The 21,059-nt window shown below is 62.2% G+C and carries 17 protein-coding genes; 10 read left to right on the top strand and 7 right to left on the bottom strand.

Annotated features, from left to right (window positions below; genetic code table 11):
- Positions 1-44: 44 nt before the first annotated feature.
- Positions 45-2,039, bottom strand: a complete 1,995-nt coding sequence (locus tag AC1DJO_RS03120) for an FUSC family protein (protein ID WP_477969012.1) — start codon at positions 2,037-2,039, stop codon at positions 45-47.
- A 73-nt stretch (positions 2,040-2,112) separates the two neighbouring features.
- The gene (locus AC1DJO_RS03115) at positions 2,113-2,637 is read right to left on the bottom strand and encodes a hypothetical protein (protein WP_477969010.1); all 525 of its coding nucleotides are present in this window, start codon (positions 2,635-2,637) and stop codon (positions 2,113-2,115) included.
- 189 nt (positions 2,638-2,826) lie between these two features.
- Here AC1DJO_RS03115 and AC1DJO_RS03110 point away from each other — a divergent pair, with 189 nt between their 5' ends.
- The 3 genes from AC1DJO_RS03110 to AC1DJO_RS03100 all read left to right on the top strand — a co-directional run bounded on the left by AC1DJO_RS03110 (position 2,827) and on the right by AC1DJO_RS03100 (position 5,287).
- On the top strand, positions 2,827-4,041 hold the full coding sequence (locus AC1DJO_RS03110; protein WP_477969008.1) for an NADP-dependent isocitrate dehydrogenase: 1,215 nt from the start codon (positions 2,827-2,829) through the stop codon (positions 4,039-4,041).
- A gap of 75 nt (positions 4,042-4,116) precedes the next feature.
- Positions 4,117-4,560: an N-acetyltransferase family protein gene (locus AC1DJO_RS03105; protein ID WP_477969006.1), complete on the top strand. Its 444-nt coding sequence runs from the start codon at positions 4,117-4,119 to the stop codon at positions 4,558-4,560.
- A gap of 88 nt (positions 4,561-4,648) precedes the next feature.
- Positions 4,649-5,287 carry a glutathione S-transferase family protein gene (locus AC1DJO_RS03100; protein ID WP_477946954.1) on the top strand — a complete coding sequence of 213 codons (639 nt, stop codon included), beginning with the start codon at positions 4,649-4,651 and terminating at the stop codon, positions 5,285-5,287.
- Here the strand turns inward: AC1DJO_RS03100 and AC1DJO_RS03095 are convergent.
- The 3 genes from AC1DJO_RS03095 to recA all read right to left on the bottom strand — a co-directional run bounded on the left by AC1DJO_RS03095 (position 5,279) and on the right by recA (position 10,173).
- Complete coding sequence (locus AC1DJO_RS03095) at positions 5,279-6,130, bottom strand: AraC family transcriptional regulator (protein WP_477969004.1); 852 nt, start codon at positions 6,128-6,130, stop codon at positions 5,279-5,281. The two genes, AC1DJO_RS03100 and AC1DJO_RS03095, sit on opposite strands and share 9 nt — an antisense overlap.
- A 133-nt stretch (positions 6,131-6,263) precedes the next feature.
- Positions 6,264-8,927, bottom strand: coding sequence for an alanine--tRNA ligase (gene alaS / locus AC1DJO_RS03090; protein WP_477969002.1), 2,664 nt, complete (start codon positions 8,925-8,927; stop codon positions 6,264-6,266).
- Between the two features lie 160 nt (positions 8,928-9,087).
- On the bottom strand, positions 9,088-10,173 hold the full coding sequence (gene recA, locus AC1DJO_RS03085; RefSeq protein ID WP_112387234.1) for a recombinase RecA: 1,086 nt from the start codon (positions 10,171-10,173) through the stop codon (positions 9,088-9,090).
- A gap of 241 nt (positions 10,174-10,414) precedes the next feature.
- Between recA and AC1DJO_RS03080 the strand changes: the two genes are divergently transcribed.
- Positions 10,415-11,359, top strand: coding sequence for a carbohydrate kinase family protein (locus tag AC1DJO_RS03080; protein ID WP_477969000.1), 945 nt, complete (start codon positions 10,415-10,417; stop codon positions 11,357-11,359).
- A gap of 30 nt (positions 11,360-11,389) precedes the next feature.
- Positions 11,390-12,316 carry a pseudouridine-5'-phosphate glycosidase gene (locus AC1DJO_RS03075; protein ID WP_477968998.1) on the top strand — a complete coding sequence of 309 codons (927 nt, stop codon included), beginning with the start codon at positions 11,390-11,392 and terminating at the stop codon, positions 12,314-12,316.
- A gap of 36 nt (positions 12,317-12,352) precedes the next feature.
- Here AC1DJO_RS03075 and cckA read toward each other — a convergent pair whose 3' ends face one another.
- On the bottom strand, positions 12,353-14,959 hold the full coding sequence (cckA, locus tag AC1DJO_RS03070; RefSeq protein WP_112539254.1) for a cell cycle histidine kinase CckA: 2,607 nt from the start codon (positions 14,957-14,959) through the stop codon (positions 12,353-12,355).
- A 277-nt stretch (positions 14,960-15,236) separates the two neighbouring features.
- Here cckA and AC1DJO_RS03065 point away from each other — a divergent pair, with 277 nt between their 5' ends.
- Positions 15,237-16,355, top strand: coding sequence for a flagellar biosynthetic protein FliO (locus tag AC1DJO_RS03065; protein WP_477968996.1), 1,119 nt, complete (start codon positions 15,237-15,239; stop codon positions 16,353-16,355).
- 76 nt (positions 16,356-16,431) lie between these two features.
- On the opposite strand, the gene dksA is transcribed toward AC1DJO_RS03065, so the two are convergent.
- Complete coding sequence (gene dksA / locus AC1DJO_RS03060; protein WP_112387229.1) at positions 16,432-16,851, bottom strand: RNA polymerase-binding protein DksA; 420 nt, start codon at positions 16,849-16,851, stop codon at positions 16,432-16,434.
- A gap of 275 nt (positions 16,852-17,126) precedes the next feature.
- Here dksA and AC1DJO_RS03055 point away from each other — a divergent pair, with 275 nt between their 5' ends.
- The 4 genes from AC1DJO_RS03055 (at position 17,127) to AC1DJO_RS03040 (ending at position 21,013) form a co-directional block, all read left to right on the top strand.
- A complete protein-coding gene (locus AC1DJO_RS03055) occupies positions 17,127-17,621 on the top strand; it encodes a SixA phosphatase family protein (protein WP_477968995.1) in 495 nt (164 codons plus the stop codon).
- A gap of 76 nt (positions 17,622-17,697) precedes the next feature.
- Complete coding sequence (locus AC1DJO_RS03050; RefSeq protein ID WP_477968993.1) at positions 17,698-19,173, top strand: YcjX family GTP-binding protein; 1,476 nt, start codon at positions 17,698-17,700, stop codon at positions 19,171-19,173.
- Positions 19,170-20,252: a YcjF family protein gene (locus tag AC1DJO_RS03045; protein WP_477968991.1), complete on the top strand. Its 1,083-nt coding sequence runs from the start codon at positions 19,170-19,172 to the stop codon at positions 20,250-20,252. Before AC1DJO_RS03050 ends, AC1DJO_RS03045 begins: the two co-directional genes overlap by 4 nt.
- 212 nt (positions 20,253-20,464) lie before the next feature.
- Entirely contained in the window at positions 20,465-21,013 is a 549-nt protein-coding gene (locus AC1DJO_RS03040) for a hypothetical protein (protein ID WP_112387226.1), read from the top strand.
- Positions 21,014-21,059: the final 46 nt, after the last annotated feature.

Genomic DNA, 21,059 nt, shown 5'->3' with positions numbered 1-21,059 from the left:
TGCTTTCGAGCCGGAATAACCTTGCGCGCGGCAAACGGCAAGACTTATGCGGCCGGATAGAGCCGGTCGAGGACGCCGCCGACCATCTCCACGCCGAGCCGCGCGCCGCTCATGGAGATCGGCAGATGACGGGCGGCCGAGGCGGCCGACTGGCGCTCGACGAAGAAACACTCCGAACCGCGCGGCGCCACCGCCGAGAGCCGCGTCCGAGCGGCCGCCAGCGCCGCCCTCACCTTTTCACGGTCCGCATCGCTCAGACCCTCGCCATAGGAGCTAGCGACGATCCTGGCCCAATAGGTGCCCGACAGAAAGATCGCCAGCGTCTGCCGGATCCGGCCGGGACGTGTCACCACCGACCAGGCCGACCCGAGAGGCCGTGCGGCGACGGTGACATCGCGATAGGCACCATCGAGCGTCTGAGAAAGCGAGATGAGCTCGTAGCGCGGCTTGCCGTCGAGGATCGCCGAGAGCAGCGCATCGAGCGCGTCGAACCATTTCTGAAGTGCGGCATCCAGTGCGCCACGGGTGCGCGCCGGGAAAACCAGGAAGGCGACCGCCGTCCCGGCCAACGTGCCGATCAACGTCTCCTCGATGCGCAGCGCCAGCAGATCGACAGTCAACGCGCCGGTCATCCCGTAAACGAGACAGAGCACGATCGACACGAAGAAGGTCATCGTCGCATAGGAAATCTGCAGGAAGTAGAAGGCCAGGAAGATGCAGACCACCGCGACGGGGATGGCGATCGCGTCATGGCCGGTCAGCAGCGTCGCAAGCCCGAGACCCACGACAATGCCGAACAGCGTGCCGAGCGACCGCTGCAGCGCCTTCATCGCCGTGTCGCCGCGGGAATTGGTATTGGTGAAGACCAGAAACGAGGCGAGCACCGCCCAGAACCATCGCTCGCGCGACAGCATCAGCCCGAAGCTCATGGCCAGCGCGGCGGCGAGCGTGATCTGCAAGGCGGATTTGATCAAAGGATTGGCAAAGGAAAAGTCGATCGCCGCAGCGGTCGGCTCGTCATCGGCGGGCTCCACACCGGCGAACGCGGTCATCTGCGCCTGCGCGATCGTCTCTACAAGGTGACGTCTGGCGTCACCGAGCCAGAAAAGCGCCCGCCTCGTCTCGGCAGCCGGGTCGGAAGATGCGTCGTCCTGTTGAGCAAGGCTTCCTTGCTTGCCTTCGATGACGGCATGAACGAGCGCGAAATCCGGCAGGCTCTGCTGGCTGAGCACGATGGCGCTTTCGGCGGCGAGATGCAGATCGAAGAGGTGGATCGCCAGCTCTGCGGCCGGATCCTCACCCTTGTCGAAGACGCCACCGGCTGGCCGCGGGATGAAGCTCTCCGCCATCAGCACCACTTCCTTCAGCCGATCTTCCAGCTGGCGCAGTTCCTGACGGTCCTGTTCACCGACCTGTCCGTCCGAAGCAAGCGCTGCCAGCTTGAAGAGGATCTGGTTGACCCTGCCCCGCACGCTTTCCAGTGATCGCAGCAGATCGCGCCGCCAGTTATCCGGCAGCAGTATCGCGCGGACGACATGGCCAGTCAGCGCCGAAACGACGGGACCGACCGCGATCAGCGGCAACTCGCCGATGTCTGGATGGAAATAGGCCCCCATGAAATAGGAGGTAAAGGCAAACATGCCGATGGCAAACCCGCGCGGACCGAAGACGCGCGCCGAGGCCGCAAGGCAGATCACCACCAGAAAGACCAGATCGGTCAGCACCCGATGATCTTCCAGCGCCGCGGCGATTGCCACGACGGCAAGACTGGCCAGGCATCCAAGCAGCCGCGTGATCAGCTGGCGCGAATTGCCCTTGTCGCGCACGGCGACGCCACCCTCGATCGACAGTACTATGCCGAGACCGTAGGAGGCAGTCGGTAGCGGCACAGCAAAGAGATGGATCGCAAACAGGATCGCAAACGAGATGACGATCGTCAGCGTCACCCGCGATGCCATGCGAAAGCGCGACAGCGCCGGGTCGTTGGCAAGCAGCCAGTCACGAAGATCGAAGCCCGAAAACAACCGATGAACCCTCATCCGGCGCAGTCACGAAACATGCCCTCTCCGGACATACCGCCAAATCGGGCAAAATCAAACGCCGGGCCGGCCCTCACTGGCCCTTGGCGATCTCGTCCATCGTCGCCTTCAGCGAACTGGTAGCCTTGGTCTCGGGATCCTCGAGCATGATGTCGTCGATGACGGCCTTGCCGCCTTCCGTGGCCATCTCGAAGCGCACGGTGGAAACCGCCTGTGCCTCTTCGCCCTCGCCGCATGCCATCTTCCGGAACGACGCCACGACCTCATCCTGACCATTGGCCGTCTTCTGCGGCGTCAGTTTCAGATCTTCCAACGGGCAGGCATCCTGCCCGTTGACGATGACGTCGTAATCGAAGGGTGAGATGCCGTCGTCCACGGCAGGATGCTTTGCCGCCTCCCGGTACTTGGCGGCGAAATCCTTGCTGTAGCGCGTGTCGAGTTTGCCGGGGTCGAAGATGTCGACCCATTCGATATCGTCGCCCGACCAGTTATTGACCGTGGCGTCCATGACCTCCTGAACCGGCGCCGGGATTTCGGCAGCTTTTGCAAGGGTCGGAAGACCGGCGAATACGGTAAGCAGCAAGGCAATCGTCTTCATGATGAAATGTCCGTTAACGAAGCAATTGCCGCGGACACTAATCAAATCCGCGGACTTGGCAATGGCCCCAAAATGCTCTTTCCGGGGTGCTTGCGGCTTTGCGTTCCAAGCACACAATGCTATAGCGCTCGGGATTTCAAAAATCACCCGCCACGGGACCCAGTCCCCACCAGCTTACGAGGCAGATACATGAAAAAGATCAAGGTCGCTAACCCCGTCGCCGATCTCGACGGCGATGAAATGACGCGTATCATCTGGCAGCTTATCAAGGACAAGCTGATCCATCCGTATCTCGACCTCGATATCGATTACTTTGACCTTTCTGTCGAAAACCGCGACGCCACCAACGACCAGGTGACCGTAGACGCCGCCAACGCCATCAAGAAGCACGGCGTCGGCATCAAGTGCGCGACGATCACGCCTGACGAAGACCGCGTCAAGGAATTCAATCTCAAGCAGATGTGGAAGAGCCCGAACGGCACGATCCGCAACATCCTCGGCGGCGTGATCTTCCGCGAGCCGATCATCTGCCAGAACGTTCCGCGTCTCGTCCCGGGCTGGACCAAGCCGATCGTCGTCGGCCGTCACGCTTTCGGCGACCAGTACAAGGCGACCGATTTCAAATTCCCGGGCAAGGGCAAGCTCTCGATCAAGTTCGTCGGTGAAGACGGCGCAGTCATCGAGAAGGACGTTTTCGACGCTCCCGGCGCCGGCGTTGCCATGGCTATGTACAACCTCGACGAGTCGATCCGCGAATTCGCCCGCGCGTCGATGAACTACGGCATCATGCGCGGCTGGCCGGTCTACCTGTCGACCAAGAACACCATCCTGAAGGCCTATGACGGGCGCTTCAAGGACATCTTCGAAGAGGTCTACCAGGCCGAATTCAAGGCCAAGTTCGTCGAGCTCGGCATCACCTACGAGCACCGCCTGATCGACGACATGGTCGCCTCGGCGCTGAAGTGGTCCGGCGGTTACGTCTGGGCGTGCAAGAACTACGACGGCGACGTCCAGTCCGACACGGTCGCCCAGGGCTTCGGCTCGCTCGGCCTGATGACCTCGGTCCTGCTCTCGCCGGACGGCCGCACGGTCGAAGCGGAAGCCGCACATGGCACGGTGACCCGCCACTACCGCCAGCACCAGAAGGGCCAGGAAACCTCGACGAACTCGATCGCCTCGATCTTCGCCTGGACCCGCGGCCTCGCACACCGCGCCAAGCTCGACGACAATGCGGAACTCGCAAAGTTCGCGGCAACGCTCGAAAAGGTCTGCGTCGACACCGTCGAAGCTGGCTTCATGACCAAGGACTTGGCGCTGCTCATCGGCCCGGATCAGCCATGGCTGTCGACGACCGCCTTCCTCGACAAGATCGACGAGAACCTCAAGACGGCCACGGGCGCCTGAGGCGGCCAGAACCAGAGAACAGCAGAACGGCGGGATCTTCCCGCCGTTTTCATTTCAACAACAAGGGAACAGCACATGACGACGATCCGCCTGCTTGAGCCATCCGACCGCTCGCAATGGGAGCCCTTGTGGAAGGGCTATCAGACCTTTTACGACGTCGTCATTCCGCCTGAGACCACCGAACTGACCTGGGCGCGCTTCCACGCTGCAAACGAGCCGATGCATGCCTTCGGCGCTTTCGATGACGACGGCAAGCTGAAGGGCATCGTCCACGCCATCTTCCATCGCTCCACCTGGCTGCCGAAATGGACCTGCTACCTGCAGGATCTCTATGTCGAGGCAGACCAGCGCGGTCTTGGAACCGGTGCCGCACTGATCGAGCGCGTTGCCGATCTTGCCCGCGAACAGGGCGCCGGCCGGCTCTACTGGATGACGCACGAGACCAACGAGCGCGCCCGCCGCCTCTACGATCAGATCGCCGAACGCTCCGGCTTCATCCAGTACCGAAAGCCGCTCTGACTGCTGACAGAAATTGGCAGCATCCTCCCCTAGACATTGCCGCGTCACTGGCCTGCGCCAGATATCAGCAATCGATGAGGAGACAATGATGACCGAAGAGCTGGTGTTCTACACAAACCCGATGTCGCGCGGCCGGATCGCCCGCTGGATGCTGGAGGAAACCGGTGTTCCCTACCGCACCGAGATCAAGACCTTCGACGGTACGATCAAGGGAACGGACTACCTCTCGGTCAATCCGATGGGCAAGGTCCCGGCGATCTCGCATCGCGGCACCATCGTCACCGAATGCGCTGCGATCTGCGCCTATCTCGCCGACACGTTTCCGGAGAAGGAGCTGGCGCCGCGCCCCAAAGAGCGCGGCGCCTATTACCGCTGGATGTTCTTCGCCGCCGGTCCGCTGGAATCGGTCGTCACCATCCGTATGCTCGGCTTCGTCACCCCTGCCGACAAGGCCCGAAGCGTCGGATATGGCAGCTTCGGCGATGTCATGGACACGCTGGAAAAAGCCGTGACCGACAACCCCTATATCGCCGGCGACCGCTTCACGGCCGCCGATGTCTATGTCGGCTCGCATATCGGCTGGGGCCTGAATTTCGGTTCGCTCGAGCAGCGGCCGGCCTTTGCCGACTATCTCGGCCGTGTCGCCAACCGGGATGCCTACCGCCGGGCCAACGCACTGGATGATGAAGCGATGCAGGACATGCAGCTCAAGGCCCACTCACACTAGCGGCATGTAGATATCCGTCAGCAGCCCGGTCGGCGCCGTGTCGCGCGGGTTGTTGAGATATTCCTCGAACATCAGCCCGTCACGCAGCTGCCGGCCGGAAACCGGCAGCCATTCGGCATAGAGCCACTGATAGGCCTTGTGCATGTCGGCATAGGGACCCTTGTGGCGCAGCACCGCATACTCGCCGCCGCTGAGAGACTGCCGCACGAAAGGCGGCTCGGCGGCGACGGTCTCATCAGCGCTGACGCAGGCAACCGACCGCAGTCTTTCAGCCGGAACAATATCGGGATCGTCAAAATAGACACCGATCATCCGCATGCCGGGTGACGCCAGCCCACGGGCATAGAGCGTTCCGAACAGCGTCTCGAACGCCTTGCTGATCTGCATGTAGGAACCGGTATGCGGCACGCCGATCAATTCGATCGGCTCAATGGTTTTCAATGTCACGTCAAACATGGCTGTCGCCTTTCCTGAAATCGAGGGTTCGAAGACTGTATGGCTTCCCTCTTTCCGGTAGCGCGCCGGCGGCATGCCGTAGACCGACTTAAAGATGCGGTTGAAGGATTGGAGATTGGGATAGCCCGATCGCTTGGCAATCTCGCTGATATCAAGACCTGTACGGACGATATCGCCCGCCGCGCGATGCAGCCGCAGCCGCTTGACGGTGGCCGCCAGCGTCTCGCCGTAGATCGCCCGGTAGATCCTGTGCCAGTGATAGCTCGACATGCAGGCGATATCGGCCAGCCGCTCCATATCCAGCTCCTCGCCGAGGTGGTCGTGGATATAGGCCGAAACCCGCCTCAGGCGGTTTTCATAGAGAGACCAAGCCGTTTGCCCGTTCATGTCAGACCTCATGCAAATCGATCACCAGCAGACAACCATAGTCCGGTTTGACAAATCCTGCGGAGTTCGGGCGTAAAACAAAAAAAGGCGGAGACCGAAGTCTCCGCCTTTCACTATCACCATCCGGTGACGATCAACCAGCAAGCGCTGCCGCAACGGCTTCGATCGCCTCATCAGCCTTCGATCCATCCGGACCGCCGGCCTGAGCCATATCGGGACGGCCGCCGCCGCCCTTGCCGCCGAGTGCTGCAGAAGCGATGCGCACCAGATCGACGGCGCTGAAGCGGCCGACGAGGTCTTCCGTGACAGCAACCACGGCGCTGGCCTTGCCGTCGTCGGAAACGCCGATCAGTGTCACGACGCCGGAGCCGAGGCTGGCCTTGCCGTCGTCGGCAATGCCCTTCAGATCCTTCGGATCGACACCGGTAATGGCCTTGCCGAGGAACTTGACGCCGGCGATCTCGCGGGCCGCGTCATTGGCGGAACCGCCCTGGCCGCCACCCATGGCGAGCTTGCGCTTGGCATCGGCCAGTTCGCGTTCCAGCTTGCGGCGCTCGTCCATCAGCGCTTCGACGCGCGAAACCACATCGCCTGCCTGCACCTTGAGGGCCGACGCCAGCGTCTTCACGCGGTCGTCCTGTTCCGCCAGATAGACACGGGCCGCTTCACCGGTGACTGCCTCGAGGCGGCGCACGCCGGAGCTGACGGCGCTGTCGCCGAGAATGCGCACCAGCCCGATATCACCGGTGGCAGACACATGCGTGCCCCCGCAGAGCTCGATCGAATAAGGCTTGCCGGTCTTGGCGCCATGCAGGCCTTGGCCCATGGCCACGACACGCACTTCGTCACCGTATTTCTCGCCGAACAGCGCCATGGCGCCCTCGGCACGGGCATCGTCGACGCTCATCAGACGCGTCGTCACCGGCGAGTTCTGCAGAATGATTTCGTTGGCCATATCCTCGACCACCTTCAGCTCTTCTGAAGACATCGGCTTCGGATGCGACACGTCGAAACGCAGGCGATCCGGTGTCACCAGCGAGCCCTTCTGGGCAACATGGTGGCCGAGCACTTCGCGCAGCGCCTCATGCAACAGATGCGTTGCCGAATGGTTGGCGCGGATCTGCGAGCGGCGGGCGTGATCGACGGTCATCGCAACCGCGTCGCCGGTCTTGATCGTGCCTTCGACGACTGTGCCGATATGCACGAACAGCCCTTCGCCGCGCTTCTGCGTATCGGTGATCTCGATCTTGGCGTTGTCGGAAGAGATGATGCCGGCATCGCCGACCTGACCGCCGGATTCGCCGTAGAACGGCGTCTGGTTGACGACGATCTGCACCTTCTCGCCGCTGACGGCCTGCGGAGCAGAGGCGCCATCCTTGACGATCACCTGGACGACGCCCTCGGCGCTTTCCGTGGCATAGCCGAGGAATTCGGTTGCCCCATGCGCCTCACGCAGCTCGAACCAGATGGTTTCGGTCGCCTTGTCGCCGGAGCCGGCCCAATGCGAACGGGCCTCGGCCTTCTGGCGCTCCATGGCATCGGTGAAGCCGGCGAGATCGACGTTGATTTCGCGGGCGCGCAGGGCATCCTGCGTCAGGTCGAGCGGGAATCCGTAGGTGTCGTAGAGCTTGAAGGCCGTCTCGCCGTCGAGCATGTCGCCCTTGCCGAGCGTAGTCGTGGCTTCCGACAGCAGCGACAGGCCGCGCTTCAGCGTCGTGCGGAACTTGGTTTCCTCGAGCTTCAGCGTTTCGGTGATCAGCGCTTCGGCGCGCACCAGTTCAGGATAGGCGCGGCCCATCTGCTGGATCAGCGCCGGCAGCAGCTTCCACATCAGTGGTTCGCGCGCGCCAAGCAACTCGGCATGGCGCATGGCGCGGCGCATGATGCGGCGAAGCACGTAGCCACGGCCTTCCGCTGACGGCAGAACGCCGTCGGCGATCAGGAACGCCGAAGAACGCAGATGATCGGCGATGACCCGGTGGCTGGCGCGCTGGTCGCCTTCAGCCTTGACGCCGGTTGCCTCCTCGGAGGCCTCGATCAGCGCGCGGAACAGATCGATATCGTAATTGTCATGCTTGCCCTGCAGCAGCGCCGCGACGCGCTCCAGGCCCATGCCGGTGTCGATCGACGGGCGGGGCAGATCGACGCGCTCTTCCTTGGTGATCTGCTCGTACTGCATGAAGACGAGGTTCCAGATCTCGATGAAGCGGTCGCCGTCTTCCTCCGGCGAGCCGGGAGGGCCGCCCCAGATATGATCGCCGTGATCGTAGAAGATTTCCGAGCACGGACCGCAGGGACCGGTATCGCCCATCGCCCAGAAATTGTCGCTGGTCGGAATGCGGATGATCCGGTCCTCCGACAGACCGGCGATCTTCTTCCAGAGACCGAAGGCTTCGTCGTCGGTGTGATAGACGGTGACCAGCAGGCGCTTGGCGTCGATGCCGAATTCCTTGGTGATCAGGTTCCAGGCAAGCTCGATCGCCCGTTCCTTGAAATAATCGCCGAAGGAGAAGTTGCCGAGCATCTCGAAGAAGGTGTGGTGGCGCGCGGTGTAACCGACATTGTCGAGGTCGTTATGCTTGCCGCCGGCGCGCACGCATTTCTGCGCCGTCGTCGCCGTCGAATAAGGGCGCTTTTCAAGACCGGTAAAGACGTTCTTGAACTGCACCATGCCGGCATTGGTGAACATCAGCGTCGGGTCGTTGCGCGGCACGAGCGGGCTCGACGGAACGACTTCGTGGCCGTTGGTCTTGAAATAGTCGAGGAAGGTCGACCGGATATCATTCACACCGCTCATGCTATGCCCTTCAATGCTGCCCACGGCAGGTCAAATCTTAAATCCAGTGGCTTTTATCGTCCGCATTAACCACTGTCCAGCAGGCAAACCCGCCTGCAAAACGAAACGGCCGCATTCCTTGCGAAATGCGGCCGTTTCGAACTCATAACTGCGCTGACGATCAGGGTTCGCCGTCACCATCGCCGTCATTGGCATCGGGACCGCCGTTCTGCAGCTTCTCTGCAAGCAGGCCGGCATTCTGGCGGATCGAAGTCTCGATCTCGCGCATCGTATCCGGATTGTCGCGCAGGAAAATCTTGGCGTTCTCACGCCCCTGCCCGAGCCGCTGGCTGTTATAGGAGAACCAGGCACCTGACTTCTCGACGATGCCTGCCTTGACGCCGAGATCGACCAATTCGCCGGTCTTAGATACGCCTTCGCCATACATGATGTCGAATTCGACCTGCTTGAAGGGAGGCGCCATCTTGTTCTTGACGACCTTGACGCGCGTCTGGTTGCCGATCACCTCTTCACGCTCCTTGACCGCGCCGATACGGCGAATGTCGAGGCGAACCGAGGCGTAGAATTTCAGCGCGTTGCCGCCCGTCGTCGTTTCCGGAGAACCGAACATCACGCCGATCTTCATGCGGATCTGGTTGATGAAGATGACCATGGTCTTCGACTTCGAGATCGATGCGGTCAGCTTGCGCAATGCCTGGCTCATCAAACGGGCCTGAAGACCCGGCAGGCTGTCGCCCATCTCGCCTTCGATTTCCGCGCGCGGCGTCAGTGCAGCGACCGAGTCGACGACGAGAACATCGACGGCGCCGGAACGAACCAGCGTATCGGTGATTTCAAGCGCCTGTTCGCCGGTATCCGGCTGCGAGATGAGCAGATTGTGCAGATCGACGCCGAGCTTGCGGGCATAGACCGGGTCGAGCGCATGTTCGGCATCGACGAAGGCGCAGATGCCGCCCTTCTTCTGGGCTTCTGCAATGGTCTGCAGCGCCAATGTCGTCTTGCCGGAGCTTTCCGGTCCGTAAATCTCGATGATGCGGCCCTTGGGAAGACCGCCAATGCCGAGTGCGATATCCAGTCCGAGAGAGCCCGTCGAAACAGTCTCGATCTCGACCACGCTCTCATTCGAGCCGAGCTTCATGATAGAGCCCTTGCCGAACGACCGCTCGATCTGAGAGAGTGCCGCTTCAAGTGCCTTGCTTTTGTCCACCGATTTGTCCTCTACAAGCCGCAATGTATTCTGTGACATTCGATCCACCTTTAGGTTATTGAAGCCGCTCTAGCAATGTTGCCGCCGATGCCGATTTTGTACGCGATTTGTTCTCATTGTGCAAGTGGCGTTCAAATGATTGAAACGAAAAGGTAAATCAGTACGTGTTCTACATTTGTTTTATTGATGTGGCGCAAGAGCTTAGCAGCGTGACACGGCCTGACGGCGAGCTGCAGCGGATGGCTCGATTCGGCGAAATCGCCCCCTCCGGAGCTCACGCATGAAGCGCAAGATTCTCGTGCTTGGCGGCGCCCATATCGACCGGCGCGGACGCATATCCGGCGACACCGCGCCGGGCTCCAGCAATCCGGGATCCTGGTTCGAGGAAGCCGGCGGCGGCGGCTTCAATGCGGCGCGCAATCTAGCACGCCTCGGCTTCGACGTGACGATGATTTCACCGCGCGGCGGTGATCCGACCGGCGAGATGGTGACGGAGGCGGCCTATGCCGCCGGCGTCAACGACCGCCCGTTCGTGTTCCTCGACCGCAAGACGCCGAGTTACACCGCAATCATCGAGCGCGACGGCAATCTCGTCATCGCGCTCGCCGATATGGACCTCTACCGCTATTTCTCGCCCCGCCGCCTCGCCATCCGCGCGGTGCGCGAAGCCTTTGCCGCCAACGATCTGATCCTCTTTGACGCCAATCTGCCGGAAGACACGATCGCGGCCATCGTCACCCGGGCAAACAGCCTCGGAAAACCGGTGGCGGCGATTGCCATCTCGCCAGCCAAGGTGATCAAGCTGAAGGCCTGCGCCGAAGGCATCGACTTCCTGTTCCTCAACGAGGCAGAAGCCACGGCTCTCGCCGGAGCGCGCCCTGATGATGCGGCAGACTGGGTGTCGCTGCTCGGTGACACCGGATTGAAGGGCGGCGTCGTCACCCGCGGACAGCGCGAACTGATCGCCTTTGCCGGCAAGCAGTCGATCGCGCTGCAGCCGCCCGCGGTCGATAGCGTGGCCGACGTCACAGGCGCCGGGGATTCGCTTGCCGCCGGGGTCCTATCCGCATTCATGCACGGTTTGCCGCTGGAGGAAGCCGTGCGCCATGGCGCTGCGGCGGCAGCCGTCACCGTCCAATCGCCGCTTGCCGTCAGCGAAAAACTGACGCCGGAACTGCTCCGCGACACGCTGGCCCTTGTTCCGGCCGCCAGAATTCTGCATTGAAGCGCGCTTATCGATGAACTGGAAACGACAATGACGAAACCGATCTCCCCTCTGCTGCCGATCTCCTATTCGAAGGAAGTTGCCGCTGCCAAGCAGCGCGGCGCACCGCTGGTCGCGCTGGAATCGACCATCATCACTCATGGCATGCCCTATCCGGGCAATATCGAGATGGCCCGCAGCGTCGAGGCGATCATTCGCGAACAGGGCGCCATTCCGGCGACCATCGCGGTCATGCACGGCGTCCTGCATATCGGCCTCGAGCCGGAAGAGCTTGAAAGGCTCGCCAAGGAAAAGGACGTGATGAAGGTGTCGCGCGCCGACCTCGCCTTCTCGATCGCCGAGCGCCGCACCGGTGCTACGACCGTGGCTGCAACGATGATTGCGGCCGCGCGTGCCGGCATCAAGGTCTTCGCCACCGGCGGCATCGGCGGCGTGCATCGCGGCGCCGAGGAGAGCTTCGACATTTCGGCCGACCTGCAGGAGCTTGCCCGCACCGGCGTCATCGTCGTCTGCGCCGGCGCCAAGGCGATCCTCGACATTCCGAAAACGCTGGAAGTGCTGGAAACCTCCGGCGTTCCCGTCGTCACCTATGAGAACGAAGAATTCCCGGCCTTCTGGTCGCGCTCCTCGGGCCTCAAGAGCCCGCTGACCCTGAACAGCCCGGCGGCGATCGCCAATTTCCAGACGACCCGCGAGCAGCTCGGCATCGACGGCGGCATGCTGATCGCCAATCCGGTTCCGGAAGCCGACGAGATTCCGCGCGAGGAGATGGAAATCTATATCAAGCGCGCGCTCGACAGCGCCGAGCGCGACGAAATCACCGGCAAGGCGGTCACGCCCTACCTGCTCAGCACCATCTTCGACCTGACCGACGGCCAGAGCCTGAAGACCAATATTGCGCTGGTAGAAAACAACGCGCGCCTGGCAGCCGAAATCGCCGTGGCGCTGGACGCCTGAATGAATTGAAAATCCGGGAGGCGGAAACGCCTCCCGTCATTTGCTGTCGAGCGTTTCCTTGACGACGACGGCCAGCTGCTTCAGCGAGAACGGCTTCGGCAGGAAGCCGAATTTAGAGCCCTCCGGCAGGTTGCGCGCAAACGCATCCTCGGCATAACCGGACACAAAGACAAACTTCATATCCGGATATGTCTTGCGCAGCTCGCGTAGCAGGCTTGGCCCGTCCATCTCCGGCATGACGACGTCGGAAACGACGATATCCACCTTGCCGTCGAGCTCTTCCAGAATATCAAGCGCCTCGATGCCCGATCCCGCCTCGTGAACAGTGTAGCCACGGGTCTCCAGCATGCGCTTGCCGCCGCGGCGTACCGCCTCCTCATCCTCGACAAGCAGGATCACCGCGTTGCCGGTCAGGTCTTCCGGCTGCTCCGGCTGCACCGCGACAGGCATCTGCACGACATTGCTCGCACCGACACCATCTGCGCCACCTTCGGCTGCTATGACCGGCTCGACGATATGGCGCGGCAGAAACACCCGGAAGGTCGTTCCCTTGCCGACTTCTGATTCCGGCTGGATATAGCCGCCGGATTGCTTGACGATGCCATAGACCATCGCCAGCCCGAGGCCTGTCCCCTTGCCCACTTCCTTTGTGGTGAAGAACGGCTCGAAAATCTTGTCCATGATCTCGGGCGCAATACCGGTACCGGTATCCTTGACCTCGACCAGAACCATGTCTTCGTTCGGCATGTAGGAATAGTTGAAAGCCGCGACTTCATCCGCCGTCACGTTGCGTGTCCGCACCGTCAACTTGCCGCCCTCGGGCATGGCGTCGCGGGCGTTGACGCAAAGGTTGATCAGCACCTGTTCGAACTGCGAGAGGTCGGTTTTGACCGGCCAGAGATCGCGGCCATATTCCACATCGAGCTTGACGTTGGTGCCCGACAGCAACCTATCGACCAGCATGCGCAGATCGCCGACGACATCCGTCAGGTTCAGCACCGACGGCCGCATCGTCTGCTTGCGCGAGAAAGCCAGCAGCTGGCGCACCAGCACCGCCGCGCGGTTCGCGTTGCGCTTGATTTCCATCAGATCGGCGAAGCTCGCATCGGCCGGCCTCGCCTGCAGCAGCAGGTGGTCGGAGGATAGCAGGATCGCCGTCAGCACGTTGTTGAAGTCATGTGCGATACCGCCCGCCAGGGTGCCGACGGCATTCATCTTCTGCGTCTGCGCCATCTGTGCCTCGAGCGCCTTCTGCTCGGTCACCTCGACGGCATAGACGATCGCCGCCTCTTCCGGCGCCTCATCGCTCTGGTCGATGACGGCATTGATATAGAAGCGGAAATGGCGCGCATCGTCGTCAGGCGTGCGGGAATCGATCGGCGGAATGTCGCCCTGCCGGTCCTTGGCGGCGTCGAGCGCGCCCTGCAGCCGTTCGCGGTCGCTTTGCTGGACGATGGCTTCTAGCCGTGCGCCATTGTCGACGTCATCGCGGGATACGAGGCCGGAGAACAGCTTCAGGAACGGCGCATTGGTACGCAGGATCCGGCCTTCGCCATCGACGGAGGCGATCGCCATCGGCGTATTGTTGAAGAAGCGGGTAAAGCGCATGACCGCGGCAGAGGCGGATTGCTCGTTCTCGGTGCCCGGCTCGCGCCGCAGCACGATCGTCCGGCTTTCGCCCGGCGCACCGTCGCGCATCGACGTGACGCTATGGACGATCTGCACCGGCAGGCTCTGGCCGTTCGACTTCTTCAGATCGAGATCCAGCGTATCGGTTTTCTTCAGACCTGGCTCCGCCTGGACGGACTGGATCAATGCCAGCCCCTCGCCCGCCACCACGTCGCCGATGGTCATCGAGCCCGGAATGAATTTCGTCAGGTCGAGACCAAGCCATTCGGCCAGCGTCGCGTTGAGATAGAAAATCTCGCCCTTGCGTCCGGCGGAAAAGAAGCCGGCCGGTGCATGGTCGAGATAGTCGATGGCGTTCTGCAATTCCTTGAAGAACCGCTCCTGATCGTCGCGCTCCGAGGTGATGTCGCTGATCTGCCAGATATGCAGCGGCTTGCTGCCGCTCTCCTCGGTCTTCAGCGTCCGCGCCTTCAGGCGGTACCAGTGCGCCCCGGAACCATTCGGCGATGGCCCGAGCGCCCGCAGCAGCCGGAACTCTTCCTGCCCCTCGCGGCCCTCGCGCAGCCCGTTCGACAGACGGTAGAGCGCCTCATTGGACTCGCGGTGACGCGACAGCAGCGCTTCCAGCGTCTGCACCTCGGTTGCCTTGCGCGCGCCGGTCAGCTTTCCATAGGCGCCGTTGGCATAGATGATCCGGCCCTTGTCGTCCGTGATCAGCGACCCATCCGGGTGGCTGTTGAGAAACGAGCGGGCCAGACTGTCGGACTGGCGCTGCGGCATCACTTCTATGAAGCCGATCACCGAAGACACCAGAAAGAAGATGCCGACCATCGCCAGCACGCCGAGAACGCCGAGTACCATCTCGTTGTCGAGCGAACTCTTGAACACGACAAAGGCGGCGGCCGCCGCAATCAGCACCAGCGCCAGGAGGAGGATGCGGATAGCCGTGCCGGAACGTCCTCCTCGATCCACGATCGGGGAATTGTAGTCGTCAGCCTGACGCGGTGTCGTCATCTAGTCCTCGCATGCGCCGATCCGGCATGGCGCTTTGTCACCGGAAGACAAAGCAGGAATCAGGCGTTCGTTCCTTCTTAGCAATTTGTAGGCCTTGCAAAAACAGTGCCGTACCGCCGGAACGCTTGAATTCACAAGGAACAGCGCCAGTTTCGCAAGCCATCGGGCTTCTGAGGCGATCTTCTCGCACGGGCGTGACTGGACAAGCACACAGCCTATTGCCTAAGGAACTGAAAAGCCTTCATGATGCGGCCTGCGTATAGGGGAGTTTAAGATCATGTTTGACAGCGTAGTGAGCGACTACGGCAGCCGTTTCCTCCTAGCAGCAGGCGGCGTCGGCCTTGGCCTGGTCGTCCTGATCGGCGTACTCTGGCTGATGCGCAACCGCGCACCCTCGCCTTTCGTGCGCGGCGGCAAGAACCGCCAGCCGCGTCTGCAGGTTCTGGACGCCGCTGCCGTCGACACCCGCCGCCGCCTCGTGCTGGTGCGCCGCGACGACGTCGAGCACTTGATCATGATCGGCGGCCCCAGCGATATCGTCATCGAAAGCCGCATCCTGCCTGAGGGCGCCGAACAGGCGAAACCGTCATCGGAGCTGCGCCCGGCGCCGGTTGCACCACCGGCAGCTCCCGTAATCGAACGGCGCCCGGCCGTGGCCGAACGACCTGCACTCCGCGCCGTCCCCGAACAGCGGCCGGAGCCCCGGGTTGAACCGAAGCCGGAACCGGTGGCGATCTTCGAAGAGGAAGAGGCCGAGCCCTACATTTCTGCCCCTGCCCCTGCCCCTGCGCCCGCTCCGGCACCTTTCATCGAGCCGCGCCGCCCGCAACCCATCGCCCCCGCCGCCGCAGCACCCGTCTTCGCTCCTGCTCCCCCTGCACCGGCTCCCACTCCGGCTATCACCGTTCCTCCGGTCATTGCCGCGGCAGAAAACCGTGTCCCGCCGCCGATCACCATCCGCCCAATGGAGCAGCCGCAACCGGCACCGTCGCTCGAAACCACCAATGCCGCCGATATCCTGGATGCCGCTCGCGCCCGGGTCCTGCCACAACAGACGCGTATCGAACCCGAAGTGCTGACGCCGCCGGCACAAAGCCTGCCGACGGTTTCGGAGGGCCATCCGGTGGTGACCGCCGATGCGGGAGCGCCGCTACAACAGCCGAAAGGCGATTTTCAGCGCATTCTCGAAGAAGAGATGAACACCACGCTGGCCGCCGAACGCGTCGTCCAGCCGGTGCAATCCATTCAGAGCACGCCGATCCGCACCATTGCGCCGCAGCCGGTCAACCTGCAGCGCCGTGACCCGGAAGCACCGCCGGTCACCGGCGCCGATGCCGAGTTGCAGAAGGAAGTGGCGCGCATCTTCGGCGAGATGAGCGTCAACCGAGACAAATAGCCGGTCAGCCAGACCGCCAAAACGAAAAAGGCACCGCAATGCGGTGCCTTTTATTTTATGCCTGCTCCCAGGACGCTTATTCGTCGCGGTAAACCTTCTCGCGGCGCTCGTGGCGTTCCTGCGCTTCGATCGACAGTGTCGCGATCGGGCGGGCGTCGAGGCGCTTAAGGCCGATCGGCTCGCCGGTTTCCTCGCAGTAGCCGTAAGTGCCTTCCTCGATCCGCTGCAGGGCAGCATCGATCTTGGAGATCAGTTTTCTCTGACGGTCGCGCGCCCGAAGTTCGATGGCGCGGTCTGTTTCGGAAGATGCCCGATCCGCGAGGTCGGGGTGGTTGGCGCTTTCTTCAGCGAGATGATCCAATGTCTCGCGCGCTTCTCTAAGGATGTCATTTCGCCATGCGACCAGCTTCGTGCGGAAGTATGCTCGCTGGTTTACGTTCATGAACTCCTCGTCTTCCGAGGGAACGTAGCTGCTAAGATCGATCTTCTCACTCAACGCGATTCTCCTGAAGAACATCTCATGTGGCGGGCTGTATATCTCATGCGCCAATATCGATTCAAGCCAAATACGACATGTAAACAGATTTTTAAATCTGTCATATTTTTAGGCTAACAGTCTATTTTCTCACCACTATTCCAGATTCGCTTTCTCACCCCGCCTTCAACAAGCCGTGTAGGCCCAGCGCTTTTGCACCACCACGGCACGTCACCGGTTGACGCCGGCAATACCCGGCGGCTACTGAAAAGGCTCCTTCGCACGTGGATTTTTCTATGGCCGCAACCTTGCATACGCCTTCGCGAATCTACCTGTTGCGGCATGCTGAAGCCGCCTGGGCGCAGCCCGGAGAACGCGATTTCGACCGCGCGCTGAGCGAAAAGGGATACGGCGATGCCGAGATCCTCGCCGACCGCGCAGCGGACAAGGACTATCGTCCGGACATTATCCTGAGCTCGACGGCGAAACGCTGCCGCCAGACGGCCGATGCCGTCCACCGCGCCATGGGGCTATCGCTGGAGCTGCGCTATATCGACGAACTCTATAACGCTGCCCCCAATGTCTATCTCGAACTCCTCGATACCCAGGAAGCCAATGCGGTGATGCTCGTCGGCCATAATCCGACGATCGAGCAGACGCTGGAAGCGCTGATCGGCCACGAACAGCTGCTGCGCGCCCTGCCCGGCGGTTTTCCCGCAGGCGGCCTTGCGGTTCTGGATTTCGACGCCGCGGCCGCCGCCTGGAAGCTGCGTGAATTTCTGAGCGGCTGATGCCATTGCGTGCCGGTTCTTTTTCCGGCGGCCTCGCCATCCTATATGCTTGAGCAATGACAACCGGGACACCGCCTTGCCGCCAAGCTTGACCTCCTTCGCTGACGATGCCCGCATCGCTCTCGACAATCTCACCGACCGTGCCGCGGGTCTGGTCAATCCGACCGTCCGTCTCGGCGTCACCGGTCTTTCCCGTTCCGGCAAGACGGTCTTCATCTCTTCCCTCGTCCATAACCTCCTGCATGGCGGCCGCCTGCCGCTGTTCGAACCGGTGCAATCGGGCCGCGTTTCGGCGATACGCCTCGAAGAGCAGCCTGATGACGGCGTTCCGCGCTTTCAGTACGAAGATCACATCCGCGCGCTGGTGAAGGATCGCGTCTGGCCGGATTCCACCCGCGCCATCTCAGAACTGCGGGTCACCATCGACTATCAGAGCGCCAGCGGCTGGAACCGCATGTTTTCGCCAGGGCGCCTGTCGATCGATATCGTCGACTATCCGGGCGAATGGCTGCTCGACCTGCCGCTGCTCGCCAAGGATTTCCGCACCTTCAGCGAGGATACGCTGGCGCTCGCCCGCACCGGCATCCGCGCCGAACTCTCGAAGACCTGGCTTGAGCTCACGCAAGCAGCAGACATCCACGCGGCCGCAGACGAAATGCAGGCCCGCGACCTCGCGAGTTCCTTTGCTGCGTATCTGAAGGCCTGCAAGGCCGACGAACGCTCGCTCTCGACCCTGCCGCCCGGCCGTTTCCTGCTGCCAGGCGATCTCGACGGCTCACCGGCGCTGACCTTTGCGCCGCTGCTCCTATCCGCGGACGGCAGAGCTGAAAAAGGTTCGCTCTGGGCGATGATGGAGCGGCGCTACGAGGCCTACAAATCGGTCGTCGTCAAACCGTTCTTCCGCGAGCACTTTGCCCGTCTCGACCGCCAGATCGTGCTTGTCGATGCGCTGCAGGCAATCAACCGCGGCCCCGAAGCCGTGCAGGATCTCGAACGGGCGTTGACAGACGTGCTGGCCTGCTTCCGCCCGGGAACCAACTCGCTCCTCTCCTCGCTTCTCGGCCGCCGTATTGACCGGGTGCTGGTCGCCGCCACCAAGGCCGACCACCTGCATCACGAAAGCCACGACCGGCTCGACGCCCTGACGCGGCGCCTCGTCGAACGCGCCGTCCACCGCATCGGCATGGCCGGCGCGGGCATAGACGTCATGGCGCTTGCCTCGGTGCGCGCCACCCGCGAGGCGACCGTCAGGCGCGACGGACACGACCTGCCTGTGATCGTGGGCACGCCGATCGATGGCGAGACGATCGGCGGCGAGCGTTTCGATGGCATCCGCAAGACTGCTATCTTCCCCGGAGACCTGCCCGAGAACCCCGAAAGCCTGTTCGCAGCCATTGAATCCAATGCGGGAGATATCCACCTCCCGGATGTCAACGTCGTCCGCTTCAGGCCGCCACAGCTCGAGGAAACCGGTGGCGGCATCAAGCTCTCGGTGCCGCATATCCGCCTCGACCGCGCCATGCAGTTCCTGTTTGGAGACCGTCTCGCATGAGCAAGTCCAATCCAGAAAATGCCGCTGGCAACACGCGCAAGCCCGCAGCCTTCGTTTACGAAGACGAGCCTCGACCGCTGGAAACGGCTGTGCCGGCCCAGCGCCGCAAGCCGTCCAGCTTCGAGGCCGACGTCGTCCTGACACCGGATGAGGATGATCCCTTCATCAACCCCGACAAGGATGCTGCGCCGCTTCCGGTCGCAATGCCGCGCAGACGCCGCACATCCTTCGCGAAAATCGCCGGAGCGGCGTTCGGCGTGCTTTTGTCGCTCGCCTTCGGTCTCTGGACCGACAGCCTGATCCGCGACCTCTTTTCCCGCGCCGACTGGCTGGGCTACGCCGCCCTTACCGCGCTTGCGATCGGCATCCTTGCCGTGATCGGTATCGTCATCCGCGAGACCGCGGGCATGATGCGGCTCGCCGCCGTCCAGACGATCAAGGCCGAGGCCGAGGCGGCCATTCTGGAAACCAGGCCGGCCAAGGCGCGCAGTCTCGTCAACCGGCTGGCGGCAATGCTTTCGGCAAAGCCCGAGACAGCCAAGGGCCGCGCCACGCTGAAGGCCTCCGAAAACGACATCATCGACGCCCCGCATCTGGTGGCGCTTGCCGAACGCGAGCTGCTCGGACCGCTCGACCGTCAGGCGCGTGCATTGATCGTCAATTCCTCGAAGCGCGTCTCGATCGTCACCGCTGTCAGCCCGCGCGCCATCGTTGACCTCCTCTACGTGCTCTATGAGGCGTCGCGGTTGATCCGCGCCATGGCGGAGCTCTATGGCGGGCGGCCGGGCACGCTTGGCATGGTCAGGCTGATGCGCGACGTCCTTGCCCATCTCGCGGTCACCGGCTCGATCGCCGTCGGCGACAGTCTGGTGCAGCAGGTTCTCGGCCATGGACTGGCGTCGAAGCTGTCAGCGCGCCTTGGCGAAGGTGTCATCAACGGCCTGATGACCGCCCGCATCGGAATCGCCGCCATGGATCTCTGCCGCCCGCTGGCATTTCACGCCCTGAAGCGGCCGGGAATCAGCGATTTCATCGGCGATCTCACGCCTTCGATATCGGGCCGCGACCAGCAGAAGTGATCCTCACGGGTTTTTCTCAGCTTTCTCGTCTGACGCAACGGAAGCAATCAGGAAACCTATATTTTTCATAGGCGTAGTTACGCAGCTTGAAGGCTGTCCAGACGCCGAAAATGCTGGTTTTCCAGAGCCTTTCGCCAGCCCGGAAACCAACCGTTAACCATTATTCGGCAAAACTCCAAGGCAGTAGCGGGTAGGTGTGCCAAGGAAAATCCATGTATTTGCGCAAGCTTCTTTTCGTCTGCGGCCTGGCCGCCGTGGCTCTGTCGCCAATGGCTGACGTCACTCCTGCAGCAACCGCTGCGACACGCGATAAGGCCTTCTTCGAATCGGTGGCCGGATCCTGGCGTGGACCGGGCGAAATCGTCGCCGGCAAATACAAGGGCACGAAGTTCACCTGCAACCTGGTCGGCTCCTCGGTTACAGATGGCACCGGTATAAAGCTCGACGGCTCCTGCCGCGTCGGCGTCTTCAAACAGCCGATGACCGCGACGATCACCCAGTCGGGCAGCAGCTACAAGGGACAGTTCCTGGATGGCGCCGCAGGCAAGGGTCTGGACGTTGTATCCGGTACCGTTACCCCGGATACCGTCGTCGTTGGTCTCAACCGCTCGAAGCTGAATGGCGCGATGATTGCCCGCATCCGCGACGACAAGACGATGAATGTCACCGTCTCGGTCAAGGTCGAAGACCGCATGATCCCGGTGATCGGCCTCACCCTCACCCGTCAGCTGGACGAGATGACGGTCGGCTCGGTCCAGTAAGACAGATCATCCTCAGGACACACCCAGGCGGCGGATTTTCCGCCGC

The sequence above is a fragment of the Rhizobium sp. 05N430 genome (assembly GCF_056396985.1).
The sequence above is the reverse complement of the archived record's forward strand: the minus strand, read 5'-3'. Positions and strand labels throughout refer to the sequence as shown.

What these genes read in the sequence shown, in the direction of transcription:
- AC1DJO_RS03055 (WP_477968995.1), top strand. Translation starts at nt 17,127, where the DNA reads ATGGCCGCAACCTTGCATACGCCTTCGCGAATCTACCTGTTGCGGCAT.
- AC1DJO_RS03115 (WP_477969010.1), bottom strand. Translation starts at nt 2,637, where the DNA reads ATGAAGACGATTGCCTTGCTGCTTACCGTATTCGCCGGTCTTCCGACC.
- AC1DJO_RS03065 (WP_477968996.1), top strand. Translation starts at nt 15,237, where the DNA reads ATGTTTGACAGCGTAGTGAGCGACTACGGCAGCCGTTTCCTCCTAGCA.
- AC1DJO_RS03095 (WP_477969004.1), bottom strand. Translation starts at nt 6,130, where the DNA reads ATGAACGGGCAAACGGCTTGGTCTCTCTATGAAAACCGCCTGAGGCGG.
- AC1DJO_RS03075 (WP_477968998.1), top strand. Translation starts at nt 11,390, where the DNA reads ATGACGAAACCGATCTCCCCTCTGCTGCCGATCTCCTATTCGAAGGAA.
- cckA (WP_112539254.1), bottom strand. Translation starts at nt 14,959, where the DNA reads ATGACGACACCGCGTCAGGCTGACGACTACAATTCCCCGATCGTGGAT.
- AC1DJO_RS03045 (WP_477968991.1), top strand. Translation starts at nt 19,170, where the DNA reads ATGAGCAAGTCCAATCCAGAAAATGCCGCTGGCAACACGCGCAAGCCC.
- recA (WP_112387234.1), bottom strand. Translation starts at nt 10,173, where the DNA reads ATGTCACAGAATACATTGCGGCTTGTAGAGGACAAATCGGTGGACAAA.
- AC1DJO_RS03080 (WP_477969000.1), top strand. Translation starts at nt 10,415, where the DNA reads ATGAAGCGCAAGATTCTCGTGCTTGGCGGCGCCCATATCGACCGGCGC.
- AC1DJO_RS03100 (WP_477946954.1), top strand. Translation starts at nt 4,649, where the DNA reads ATGACCGAAGAGCTGGTGTTCTACACAAACCCGATGTCGCGCGGCCGG.
- AC1DJO_RS03120 (WP_477969012.1), bottom strand. Translation starts at nt 2,039, where the DNA reads ATGAGGGTTCATCGGTTGTTTTCGGGCTTCGATCTTCGTGACTGGCTG.
- AC1DJO_RS03105 (WP_477969006.1), top strand. Translation starts at nt 4,117, where the DNA reads ATGACGACGATCCGCCTGCTTGAGCCATCCGACCGCTCGCAATGGGAG.
- AC1DJO_RS03040 (WP_112387226.1), top strand. Translation starts at nt 20,465, where the DNA reads ATGTATTTGCGCAAGCTTCTTTTCGTCTGCGGCCTGGCCGCCGTGGCT.
- AC1DJO_RS03110 (WP_477969008.1), top strand. Translation starts at nt 2,827, where the DNA reads ATGAAAAAGATCAAGGTCGCTAACCCCGTCGCCGATCTCGACGGCGAT.
- alaS (WP_477969002.1), bottom strand. Translation starts at nt 8,927, where the DNA reads ATGAGCGGTGTGAATGATATCCGGTCGACCTTCCTCGACTATTTCAAG.